Raw genomic sequence first — 11,821 nt, forward strand, 5'->3', positions numbered from 1 at the left:
ACGATCATCTCATCGATCTGCCCCCGATGCTGACGGGGATGCCCCACGCCGTGGTGTACGGCAGCAGTACAGTCGCGAACCTGCTGGCGCCGGTGCCTGGGCTGGGGCCCACCCGGCGTGTCGCGATCGACTCAGTGGCGGGGGACAACGCCGCCCGCGCGGGGCGGTCGCTGCCGGTCGGACCCGCGATCCGCATTCACGCCATGCGCTGGGCCCACGCGCCCAACTTCGCGTCGCTCACCATCGCGCCCGGTCAGCAAACGACCCCGAGGCGATCCCTGCCGCGCACCGTGCACGGTTGGAAGATGGGCACCACCTACGCGTGGGCTATCGACGTGCTCGATGACACGGGAACCACGCGATACCGTTTCGTGTACCACGATGCGGCGGCGGGGGGCGACGTCCAGCGCCGTGCCGCCGACGTCGTTCGCGCCTTACCTGCGGCGCAACACACCGTGCTCATGATGACCGCCGCGAACTACGATCAGCCCGGCGATTATCCCGACATCCTGCTGGCGTCACTCGATCCGCAGCATGTGCTACTGGGTCACTGGGACGACTTCTTCACCTCGCCCGACAAATCGGAACGTGTAGTACGTGGCATCGATGCCCGTGCGTTGGCCACGCGCCTCCAACCGTTCGTCGGCACCCGCTGGTCGGCCCCACGTGCGGGAGCCGTGACACGATTCGTCTGGTAACGGTAGAAAGCAGTTACGACGCGGGGGCGCCCATGGCCCGCCGCAGATGCTGCGAGATCTGCGGCGCGAGCCGCTGCACGGCATATGCCGTGAGATAGCTACGCACCGCGAGCTCGCGGTGAAAGCGCGGCGTGATGTACGGATCGGCCTTGAGACGCTCCGTGCGATCGCGTCCGATGTAGAGAAACACGAGCGCGGCCGGCGACTCATTCGCGAGCCTCGCCTCGATCTGCTCGGCGGGGAGTGCGGCGAGAAAGAAGGCATCCATGTGCACGTTTGCCCATTCGTACCGCAGTGGATCACGGTGCCGCAGCCAGCGCAGCTCATTCACCATGGCATTGCTGCTGTCCGCGTGTTCGCTCCCCAGCGCGATGGCGCGCCGTAGATCGGTCGTGAGGTCGAGATCGGCCGGTGCTGCGTCGGGGGCGTTCGTCTCACCCGTGGCAAACATGGCGTCGGCGATGGTGGCCATGAGCGTTGTCGTGCGGCGGGTCTGATCGTCGTCCGCGACATCCGACACGCTGCGGCTACTCCACGCCAGCCACGCACGGCCGTCGAGCGACGACAGCGAGGCCCCGACCGCGTTCAGCGCCTCAATCGTCGCCTCCGCCCGCAATGCTCGGCCGGCCGCGCGGGGACGCACGTCGTCGGCGCTGAAGGTGATCGCCGCGTACAGCTGCCCGTCGGCATGACGCACCCACTGTCGTTCCACGTCGGCGATGATGACCGGTACGCCGAGGACGCCCCCCACGATCGTCTCGAGCAGCGTGTGACTGGCCACCGTCCCCTCTCGCGAGGTGAGGCTGTTCACCGCGTCGTGCTCGTGGGCGACCCAGGGATGGTCGGCCACGGCGTGCCCCGCTGTCGCATGCTCCTGAAAATCGCGGAATGCCCGGGTGTCGTGCAGCGGTGCCCCGAGCACGAGCGTGACATCGGTGAGGACGTGATCAGTCATGCGAGTAAGCTGGGCATCCCGGGGCGCCGACGAAAGCGCGGCGCTTCATGCGCTTCCGGGATCCGCCGAGCGGCCGCAACTTGGGGCATGACGACTCTTCTGCCCCCGCACGTGGCCCGAGCCGGCGCCTACGGTTTAGCCCTCGGCGCGTTTGTGATGTCGCTGCCTGCATGGACCCTGCGCGCGCAGCCCAGCGTACCGGTGCGTGCCTTCACGGGCGCCACGCTCATCGACGGCACGACCAGGGCGCCCGTCCCCAACGCCACGATCGTCGTGCGTAACGGGCGCATCGTCGCCGCGGGCCCGGCGAACGCCGTGCGCGTGCCGGCTGGTGCCGAGCGTATTGCGCTCGACGGCAAGACCGTCATTCCCGGGCTGATCAATGCCCACGGTCACGCATCGAGCTTGGCCAATCTCGCCACGTACGCGGCGTACGGCGTCACCACGGTGTACTCCCTGGGCGACGAGACCCCCGAGGTATTCGCCGCGCGCGATGCGCAGCGTAATGCGCCTCCCGAGCATGCGCGTGTGTACCTCGCCGGCCCGGTGCTTACGCCTACGACGCCGGAGGAGGCGCGTGCGCAGGTGGAGGCGGTCGTCGCCAGGAACGTGGACATCGTGAAGATCCGCGTGGACGACAACCTCGGCACGGCGAAGAAGATGGCCCCCGAAGTCTACCGCGCCGTGATTCGTGCGGCGCATGCCCGCGGCAAGCGGGTGGCGGTGCACATCTACTACCTCGATGATGCACGCGCCCTGTTGGACGCCGGCGCCGACTATATCGCGCACAGTGTGCGGGACGTCGCGGTGGACGCCCCCTTCGTACAGGCACTCAAGCAGAGTGGGGTGTGCTACTCCCCTACCCTGATGCGCGAGGTGTCGACCTTCGTGTACGACACCATCCCCGCGTTTTTCCGCGACTCGCAGTTTCTTGCGCATGCCAACCGGCAGTGGATGACCACCGTGAGCGAGCCCGCCCGCATGGCCGCCACGCGCACGAGTACCAGCGCGCAGCGGTACAAGGCGCAGCTGCCCGTGGCCACGCGCAATCTCGCGACGCTCGACAAGGCCGGTGTGCCCATTGCCATGGGCACCGACACGGGGCCGCTGGGGCGCTTCCAGGGATACTTCGAACTGATGGAGATGGAGATGATGGTGGATGCGGGACTGTCGACGCGCACCGTACTCACCAGCGCCACGCTCGGGGCGGCCCGATGCCTGCGGCTCGACCGCGAACTGGGGTCGCTGGAGCCCGGCAAGTGGGCTGACTTCGTCGTACTCGACGCGTCGCCGTTGACCGACATGCGCAACATCCGCAAGCAGCATTCGGTGTGGATCGGCGGCCGGCAGGTGAACACGCGAGGGCGATAACCGCGGCAGGTGATTTTGGCGGCGGGTTCCCTTAACCTGAGGGAGCCCAGTTCGTGCCCCTCGCATCTTGCCGTGACCGCAACGCCCGCTGCCCGCACTCCCAACGACGTCCTGCGCGAAGTCTTCGGGTACACCGAGTTCCGCCCGGGGCAGCGTGAGGTCATCGACGCCGTACTCGCCGGGCGCGACTGTATTGCGCTCATGCCCACGGGTGCGGGCAAGTCGCTCACCTACCAGATCCCGGCGCGCCTGCTTGGCGGTACGGTGCTGGTCATTTCGCCGCTCATCTCCCTGATGAAGGATCAGGTGGACGCGGTCGCGGGGCTGGGCTACAAGGTCACCGCGATCAACTCCACGCTTGATCCCGACGAACGGCGCCGGCGCCTCGATGGCTTCCGCGCCGGCGCCTATGAGTTGGTGTACCTCGCCCCCGAAGCGCTCGACGGCTATCTGGGCGATTTCGTGCAGGGGTGCCCCATCTCGCTGCTGGTGGTGGACGAGGCGCACTGCATCAGCCAGTGGGGGCACGACTTCCGCCCAAGTTACCGCCGTCTGCAGGGACTCAAGCAACAGCTCGACGTGCCGGTGCTGGCGCTCACCGCCACGGCCACCCGCGAGGTGGCGCGCGATATCCTGCGACAGCTGGGCATGAAGAAACCCGGCGGCTTCAAGGGATCGTTCTTCCGCCCCAACCTCCGCATCGGCGTGCGCAAGAAGGGGCAAGGCGGCAACACGCGCGGCGAGATTCTCACCCTCGTGCGTATGCACGCGGGCGAAAGCGGCATCGTGTACTGCCAGAGCCGGAAGAGCGTCGAACAGACATGCGAGTTTCTCGTGTCGCAGGGGATCAAGGCCCTGCCCTATCACGCGGGGCTGCCCGCCGACGAGCGCGCCCACAATCAGGATGCGTTTCAGCGCGATGATGTAGATGTCGTGGTAGCGACCGTTGCCTTTGGCATGGGCATCGACAAGTCGAACGTGCGGTTCGTCATTCACCGCGACATGCCCAAGGACATCGAGTCGTGGTATCAGGAGATCGGTCGCGCCGGCCGCGACGGGTTACCGAGTGACTGCGTGATGTTCTACTCGTGGGCCGATGTCATCGCGCACGAACGCTTCACCGATCGCATCGACGACGAGGCGGTGCGCGAACGCACACGCGCCGGCACCAAGGCACTGTTCAACCTCATCGAACGGGGCAGCTGCCGCCATCAGGCGCTGGTACGCCACTTCGACGAGCAGATCGAACCGTGCGGCGCCTCCTGCGACAGCTGCGGCGGCCAGAGCGTGGAGGAGCGGCTCACGGAGGCGATGGAACTCGAGCGCGTGGCGCGCGCCGGGTGGCGCCGGTCACCGGCCACGCGCGGCGGAATCGGGACGCCCGTGTCCCGATCGCTCGGCGCGGACGAACTGGACACGGACGATCGCGCCCTGTTCGATGCCCTGCGCACGCTGCGCCGCGAACTCGCCGACGAGGAGAAGGTGCCCGCGTACATCGTGTTCGGCGATCGCGTGCTGCTGGAGATGGTCGCGCGCAAGCCGGAAACGCACGCCGAACTGCTGCAGGTGCCCGGCGTCGGCCAGGCGAAACTCGAGAAGTACGGCGACTACTTCCTCGAAGCCATCATCAATCATTCGTCCTGAGAATTCAGCCCATGCCATCACCGTTCCGCGGTCTCGACACCGTCATCATCCGCGTGCGGGACATCGCCGCCGCGACCCAGTGGTACGTGGAGCGCCTCGGCGCGGAAGCACTGTACGAAGACGAGGAGCAGCGACTGTCGGTCGTGGAGTTCGGTGGTGATCCCGATGGGGAAATCGCCGGCAGCACCCTGACGCTGTGGCAGCTCGAGGACGGCGCTGAGTGGGCGCCATCGAGCACCTACCCGATTCTGGCCACCGCCGACGCGCGCGCCGCGCATACGGCCCTCACGGCGCAGGGTGTCGCGGTCGGTGAACTGACGGAGACACCCGGCGTATTCTTCTTCCGATTCACCGACCTCGACGGCAACACGCTCGAGGGGTGTGAAGTGAAGGCCTAAGCCTTAGTACCCCACCGCCAACCCATCCTTGCGCGGATCGCTGCCGGCTGCGTAGCCCTTGGGGAGACGCACAATGGCCTGCGCCCCGCCGAAGGCGATCGGCGGCTGTTCGATGAGCACATGCCCCATCGCCTGCAGCGCTGAGCGCACCCCGTCGGTGATGACGGCTTCGAGGGCCACGCGGTAGCCGTCGTAGTGGCGGAAACGCGCCGCATCGATGGCGCCCTGCAGGTCCATGCCGAAGACAAGGTGGTTGAGCAGGAACTGCACATGCCCCTGCGCCTGCACGCCACCGCCCATGAGCCCGAAGCTCATGTAGGCTTGCTCGCGACCGTTCACCACGCGGGTCACGAAACCGGGAATGAGCGTGTGGAACGGGCGCTTGCCGGGTGCCACGGTGTTGGGAAGCCCCGGCGTGAGCGTGAACCCGGCGCCGCGGTTGTGCAGCACGAAACCGGTTCCCGGCACCACCACGCCCGAGCCGAAGTAGTCGTACACCGAGTTGATGAAGCTCACCATGTTCCCTTCGGCATCGGCCGTGGTGAGATACACCGTCTCGCTCTTCGTACGCAGCGGGCCGGGGTCCATGCGCTCGCTCGCACGCGACGTATTGATGAGCCCACGGCGCTGCGCGATGAACCCATCGCTCAGCAACTCGGCGGCCGGCATCGCGAGGTGGTCTGCGTCACCCACGAAGCGATCGAGATCGGCGTACGCCAGCTTCTTGGCTTCAATGAGATGATGCAGATACGGCGCGCTGTTATGCCCCATGGCCTTGAGATCGTACGGCTCGAGAATGCGCAGCATCTCGAGCGCCGCCACGCCCTGATTGCTCGGCGGCAGCTCCCACACCCTATACCCCTGGAAATCCACCGACAGCGGCGTGACCCAGTTGGGGGCGTTGCGCTTGAGATCGTCGAGCGTGACGAATCCGCCCAGCGCATCGAGGCGTTGCACGATGCGCTTGCCAAGTGAACCGCCGTAGAACACGCGGACACCGCTATCGGCGATCACCTGCATGGTGCGAGCGAGGTCGCGATTGACGAACCAGTCACCGGCCTTCGGCGCTCGCCCGTTCATGAGGTACGTCGCGGCCGTGGCACTGTCCCGCTTGAGGAACGCGGTTTCGTTGGCCCACTGGGCCGCGATGATGGGCGTGACCGGGAAGCCATCACGCGCATAGCGAATGGCCGGTTGCAGCGCCTGCTTGAGGGTACGGCGCCCATGCGTGCGCAACAGCATGTCCCATCCGGCGAGCGCGCCTGGCACCGTCACCGACATCGCGCCCTGTTGCGAGCCACTGCGGAACCCGCGAGCCACGAGCGTGTCGCGAATCATGCGCGATCCCGCGCGGCCGCTGGCGTTGATGGCCACGAGCTTCTGCTCCTTCGCCAGCCACACGATCGCGAACATGTCACCGCCAATGCCGGTCATGTGCGGTTCGGTGACCCCCAGTACTGCGGCAGCGGCGACGGCGGCATCGATCGCGTTGCCACCGGCGCGCATGACGTCGAGTGCCGCAGCAGACGCGAGTGGCTGGCTCGTCGCCGCCATGGCCTGCGGTGCGTACACTGTCGAACGGCCGGCCAGTGTGGTGGGACGTTGGGCTGCGGCAGTCGCCGCGACGCCCAGGACCAGCGAGGTAGCTACGAGAGCAGCGCTAATGGCGCGCGCAATATGGGACACCATGACTCCAGCAGGCGGGAGATCCGAAACGCCGAACGACACGACCGGAGAAATATGCGTCACTCGCCGCCCGACGGCGGCATCCAGTCACACGTCAGGTTTCGACGTTACACCCGAAACAGACCGCGGAACCCGCGCGCGGCGTAGTACGATTGTGCGCCATTGTGGTACACGAAGACGCGCTCGTAGCGACGGTCGCCAAAGAGGGCGCCGCCGAGTGCCCTGAGCGGCTCCGGCGTTCGCAGCCAGCTCGACGTTTTCATATCGAAACGCCCCAGCTGCTGCAGCGCCTCATACTCGGCCTCATCCAACAGCTCCACACCGATCTCCGCGGCCATCTCCATGGCGCTCCCGATGGGCGCATTCTCCTTGCGCGAGGTACGCGCCTCCCCGTCGTAGCAGAGGCTGCGACGTCCGGCTGGGCTCTCCACGACACAATCGCAGAACGTCACGACGCGCGTTGTGGCATCATACGCGATGACATCCGGCTCACCACCGGAATCCTCCATGCGTTGCAGAACTGCCAGCGCCTTCTTGTTCCTGGCGATCCGCGCTTCGACGTCGGCCCACGCGATGCCGGGGTGACGTTTCGGGTGCTTCTCGAAGCGGGTCTGCAGAAGGTGCAGCAGCACGGAGGCCATCGTGCGCGACTACTGGCTCTTCCGGAACACCGAACGGAGGGACTGCCCTTCGCTGTTCATCGTGAGCTGAATCTCACGTCCATCCCAGACGGCCGCGATGACGGTACTGTCGTCACCGCGAATGGAGAGACTCCCGGCGTTCTGTGTCCAGTTTCCGCGCACGGTGTCCTGGAACGTCGAGGCAAACCCGGCTACCGTTTCCACCGTTGTTTGCGCCATGAGGTACTTGCCGTCGGGCTGCAGTACGAGAGACGCCGCGGTGAACTCGAGCCGGAATCCCGTCTCATTGAACAGGCTGAACGGGAGCGGCTGCGTGTTCAACGACTGCAGGGCAAACCGCCCGGCAGCCGGATCATTGGGCGACGGGGCTTTCGGCCCCGTCGACCCATCGCCGCACGCCGCGGCGGCCACGAGCGCCCCGATAGCCGCCAGACGCCCAATATGCCATCGCCTCATCGAGCGCCCGCAGTCCGTGTGTCCGGTGTTGCTGTTCTCGGTGAGGGGCATCGTTCAGCGGGTTACGCCGTAAACAGTTGGCGTCCACCCCGGGAACACATAGGCAAGGTTGTTGTTCTGGAGCCGCTTCTGCACGATTTCCGCCAGCACATCGCGGTAGTCGAGCGTGACGCGAAGATCCATGCGATTCTCGAGCTGCGCCGCCTCGATGCCCGGCCACCCAGCCGTGAGCACGCGGCCGCCCGCGATGCCACGTCCCATGGCGAACATCACAGTGCCGCGCCCGTGGTCGGTGCCATTGCTGCCGTTCTCCGGCACGTTGCGACCGAACTCGGACACCGCGACCAGCGTCACACGGAGGCCCGTGTTCATGACATCAGCCCAGAACGCGCCCATGGCACCCGAGAACTGCTGCATGAGCGTGGCCATCTGGCCGCCGTTCGGGTCCTGCATGGCGTGGGTGTCCCAGCCGCCGACATCGATGGAGGCCGCTTCGAGGCCGATGTCCGACTTGATGAGCGCCGCGATCGATCGCAGGCCGCGTCCGAATCCCGTGTTGGGATACATCGCGCCGCTCGCCGGCGTGTACGCGTTGATGTTGAGGCGCCCCAGCAGATCGATCGTTCCGACCGCATCGAGCGCCGCCGCACGCAGCGGATTCACACTGCCTTCGTAGTTCGTCTTCAGCATCGCCATGCGCGCAGCACGCGTGGTGGCCGAGCCACCGATGCCGTAGTTCGCCGGGTCGGCGATGGGCAACGTCATGGGGCCACCCACGAGCGTCTTGGCGAGTCCGGAGGACAACCCGATGCCACGCAGCACCGGCGTGGCGCTGATGGGCGGCACCGACGCGAGATGGCGGCCAAGCCAGCCCGACGTGAGATCGGGATCGACCGGCTTGCCCACTTCCATGTACCGCTGCGCGTCGAAGTGCGACCGCGACGTGTTGGTCTTCTGTCCAGCCGCATGCATCACCAGCAGGTCACCCGCCCGGTAGGCCGGGAGCAGCCCCGACATCGCCGGCGGGAACGCGAACTGGTTGTTCAGTGCGATCGCACGATTGGCCGCCAGGGAATCGGGGGCCGGCGTACGAATGGTGGGGCGCAGCGAGTAGTACCGAGCTTCCGTGTGCGGGATGACCATGGCCAGGCCATCCACACCGCCGCGCATGAACACCGACACGATGATGTCGCGCGTGGACGAGAAGTTGTTCGTGAGGGTGATGCGGGGCAGCCACTCGGGGAATACCACGGCAGCGGCCGAGAGCGCCGCCGACGAGGCCAGAAACTGGCGGCGCGACAGGTCCTGATACTCGGAGCAGCCGGTGTGGTGCGTGTGATCGTGATCGCTCATCGGGATGCTCCGGAGGTCAGTACCACTGGAATTCGTGACTGCACAGGGCGAGACCGAGTGTCTCGCGCACACGCGCTTCGTTGAACGTGGCGCCGAGCAGGAAGGCCCGCAGTTGTTCGCGTGTGGCCGATGCCATCTCGCCACCGAACAATTCGACGTTCATCATGTCGAGCGCGGCGTCCGGTGTACCGGCCATATACGGCGCCATGCTCACGCGGAATGCCGTGGTCGACGTGCTGTTGGCGAGTCCCGTGAGGAACGCCCACCGCGGCGTGTTGTTACCGGCCCAGTATTCCATGATATCCGGGAACCCGTCAGGGGTTTCCCACGCGAAGAGCGACTGCCCGAGTTGCGCGGAGGTCCCGACGGCGCCCTGCAGATTCACCACGATCGCGCTCGTGTTGCGCAGCGATGACACGACCATGTGATACGGCCGCTTCAGCTTGAGCGGCGCCTGCGCCATCCACCCCTCGTTGAGGGTCGCGCGCACCATGCGCTTGATGTCGCCGTTGGTGGCCCGATACACGGCGGCCACGGCGTCGATCTGCGCCGTCGTGGGCTCCGGCGTCACGAACCACTTGAGCAGCTTGCTGGCGAGGAAGCGGCCCGTGCTCGGGTGCTTGAGCAGCACATCGAGCATGCGCTCCCCTTCCTTCACCCCTTCGGCGCCGATGGTCGGCGACGTTGCCGGGATGCTGACGCCCAGCACGGTCTTGGCGCCGAAGTCGTGACGCGCCGCGGTAAAGGTGAACTGACCGCCCGCGACAAACGTCCACCCGGTGAGCACGCGCGCGAGTTCCTCGACGTCCCGCTGGGTGTAGCCACCGTCCACGCCGAGCGTGTGCAGCTCCATCAGCTCGCGCGCGTAATTCTGGTTGGGCGCGCCGACGCGGCTGAGGTTCTGGTCGAGATAGCCCAACATGGCCGCACTCTTGGCGCTGGCCTTCAGCATGTCACCGAAGTTGCCGAGGGCATGCTTGCGGATCACCTCACGGTCGTCGATGACCTTGAGGTATCCGACCTTGTTCATGTCGACGCTGAAATGGTCGGTCCAGAACTCCACCATGCGCTCATACAGCTGACGCCGCGAGAACACCGCCCGATACATCGTGGCGGCGGCGAGTTCATTCCGCAGCATTCCAGCGTCGAGCGGGACGAGTTCAGTGCCCGGACGCGCGAGATTGGGCCAGCGGGCCGCCACGTCGGTGTCGAGGCCGCTGACGTCGAGGCGCGTGAAGTTGACCTGGTCGTTGAGCCATCGCTGATAGCCCACGGTCTTCACGTCGTTGATGTCACTGACGCGCGGTCCATAGGTAGTGCGACGGAGCAGGCGAACCCGCGCGTCGGTCCACGGCGCGAGCGGCGCCAGCTTGGCCTGCGCGACGCTCGCGTCGACCGGCGAGGCGGTCGCTGTCTGCGGCGCACTGACTGTGCCCGCGCTCGGCGACGCCGTCGGCGAGGTGGCGCTCCCGCGCTTCGTGCCGATGCGGAGAAACTCGCGCCGCGACTTCTTCTCCGGCCCTTTGGGTTGCTGCTGCATCCAGCCTCCGAATTGGATTTCGCCCTGCTGACCTCGCCAGCCGTATAAACAGTAACGTCATTCTTGACATTCGTCACTAGCGGTACGTAACGGGATGGACCGGTTCGTGATGCCGAATGCCCGGGACGAAACGAACCGGTAGCTACCGCCGCCAAGATGGTGGTCGGCGCTGCCCCCTGACGCTATTCTATGGCATATGAGGCCGAACGTCACGTCACGCTGCGCCAGCCGACGGGCCCTGACCCGAGCCGGGTTCACGCTCATCGAGATTCTCGTGGTCATCGCGGTCATCGCGATCCTCGCCTCGTTGGTCGCCCCTAATGTTTTCCAACACGTGGGAACCGCGCGGTCGACCACCGCCCGATCGCAGGTGGAGATGCTCGCCACCGCCCTCGACGCCTACCGGCTGGACAACGGCCACTACCCGAGTACCGCACAGGGGCTCACGGCGCTGGTCGGTGCCCCATCCGATGAACCGGGCGCCAACTGGCGAGGCCCCTACCTGCGCCGCGCCGTGCCGCTCGACCCGTGGGGGAAGCCGTACGTGTACCGCTACCCGGGCGAAGCGAACCCCGCCGGTTTCGATCTCCTGTCATTCGGCGCCGACGGTCGGGCCGGGGGCGACGGCGAGAACGCCGATATCCTCGGCTGGCAGTAGGCCGCGCCGCCCGCCATGCCACGCTTCACGTTCGAGGCGGTCGACGCCACCGGGACCCGCGTGCGGGGGGCAGAGTCGGCGAGTTCCACGGCGGTCCTTACGGCGACCCTGGAAGCGCGTGGACTGTACCTGCTTGATGCGGTGGAGGCGCCCGCGACGTCCGGCTGGGCCCTGTCGCTCGGGCATCGGCGGGACGTGCTGGAGTTCACCCGGGCCATGTCGGCGCTGCTGCCCGCAGGACTGCCGCTCGCCCGCGCCCTCGAGAGTGCGGCAGGGGTGACAAGCGGCCGGGTGCGTGATGCCGTCATCGACGTGCGTGCGCGGGTCGTGCGCGGTGAGATGCTGGCCACCGCGCTCGCGGCGTTTCCCGCCCAATTCTCGCCGCTGTATCGTGGCATCGTGCGCGCCGGCGAACGGAGCG

At 66.8% G+C, this 11,821-nt stretch carries 11 protein-coding genes and 1 pseudogene; 6 read left to right on the forward strand and 6 right to left on the reverse strand.

Translation table 11 applies throughout. From position 1 onward, the window contains the following. A pseudogene (locus tag ACIQ6O_RS06970) lies at positions 1-698 on the forward strand (hypothetical protein); the annotation flags it as partial. Positions 699-711: 13 nt separating this feature from the next. Here the strand turns inward: ACIQ6O_RS06970 and ACIQ6O_RS06975 are convergent. Beyond that, the gene (locus tag ACIQ6O_RS06975; RefSeq protein ID WP_396207055.1) at positions 712-1,653 is read right to left on the reverse strand and encodes a hypothetical protein; all 942 of its coding nucleotides are present in this window, start codon (positions 1,651-1,653) and stop codon (positions 712-714) included. Positions 1,654-1,740: 87 nt separating this feature from the next. Here ACIQ6O_RS06975 and ACIQ6O_RS06980 point away from each other — a divergent pair, with 87 nt between their 5' ends. From ACIQ6O_RS06980 to ACIQ6O_RS06990, 3 genes are all read left to right on the forward strand, one after another. Then, positions 1,741-3,024, forward strand: coding sequence for an amidohydrolase family protein (locus tag ACIQ6O_RS06980; RefSeq protein WP_396207056.1), 1,284 nt, complete (start codon positions 1,741-1,743; stop codon positions 3,022-3,024). A gap of 72 nt (positions 3,025-3,096) precedes the next feature. Further along, the gene (locus ACIQ6O_RS06985) at positions 3,097-4,668 is read left to right on the forward strand and encodes a RecQ family ATP-dependent DNA helicase (RefSeq protein WP_396207057.1); all 1,572 of its coding nucleotides are present in this window, start codon (positions 3,097-3,099) and stop codon (positions 4,666-4,668) included. A gap of 11 nt (positions 4,669-4,679) precedes the next feature. Further along, positions 4,680-5,066 carry a VOC family protein gene (locus tag ACIQ6O_RS06990; RefSeq protein ID WP_396207058.1) on the forward strand — a complete coding sequence of 129 codons (387 nt, stop codon included), beginning with the start codon at positions 4,680-4,682 and terminating at the stop codon, positions 5,064-5,066. Between the two features lie 3 nt (positions 5,067-5,069). On the opposite strand, the gene ggt is transcribed toward ACIQ6O_RS06990, so the two are convergent. The 5 genes from ggt to ACIQ6O_RS07015 all read right to left on the reverse strand — a co-directional run bounded on the left by ggt (position 5,070) and on the right by ACIQ6O_RS07015 (position 10,742). After that, positions 5,070-6,755 (reverse strand): gamma-glutamyltransferase, encoded by a 1,686-nt coding sequence (ggt, locus tag ACIQ6O_RS06995; RefSeq protein WP_396207059.1) that lies wholly within the window; start codon positions 6,753-6,755, stop codon positions 5,070-5,072. A 104-nt stretch (positions 6,756-6,859) separates the two neighbouring features. After that, positions 6,860-7,393, reverse strand: a complete 534-nt coding sequence (locus ACIQ6O_RS07000) for a DUF4256 domain-containing protein (protein WP_396207060.1) — start codon at positions 7,391-7,393, stop codon at positions 6,860-6,862. A gap of 9 nt (positions 7,394-7,402) precedes the next feature. Beyond that, on the reverse strand, positions 7,403-7,900 hold the full coding sequence (locus ACIQ6O_RS07005; RefSeq protein ID WP_396207061.1) for a hypothetical protein: 498 nt from the start codon (positions 7,898-7,900) through the stop codon (positions 7,403-7,405). Between the two features lie 3 nt (positions 7,901-7,903). Beyond that, positions 7,904-9,202 carry a DUF1501 domain-containing protein gene (locus tag ACIQ6O_RS07010; RefSeq protein WP_396207062.1) on the reverse strand — a complete coding sequence of 433 codons (1,299 nt, stop codon included), beginning with the start codon at positions 9,200-9,202 and terminating at the stop codon, positions 7,904-7,906. A gap of 16 nt (positions 9,203-9,218) precedes the next feature. Then, complete coding sequence (locus ACIQ6O_RS07015) at positions 9,219-10,742, reverse strand: DUF1800 domain-containing protein (protein ID WP_396207063.1); 1,524 nt, start codon at positions 10,740-10,742, stop codon at positions 9,219-9,221. A 196-nt stretch (positions 10,743-10,938) separates the two neighbouring features. Here ACIQ6O_RS07015 and gspG point away from each other — a divergent pair, with 196 nt between their 5' ends. Beyond that, complete coding sequence (gene gspG / locus ACIQ6O_RS07020) at positions 10,939-11,400, forward strand: type II secretion system major pseudopilin GspG (RefSeq protein WP_396207064.1); 462 nt, start codon at positions 10,939-10,941, stop codon at positions 11,398-11,400. A gap of 15 nt (positions 11,401-11,415) precedes the next feature. After that, a partial coding sequence (locus ACIQ6O_RS07025; protein WP_396207065.1) for a type II secretion system F family protein occupies positions 11,416-11,821 on the forward strand: 406 nt, incomplete at its 3' end.

Source organism: Gemmatimonas sp. (genome assembly GCF_044345575.1).
In the GTDB taxonomy this organism is placed as follows: domain Bacteria; phylum Gemmatimonadota; class Gemmatimonadetes; order Gemmatimonadales; family Gemmatimonadaceae; genus Gemmatimonas.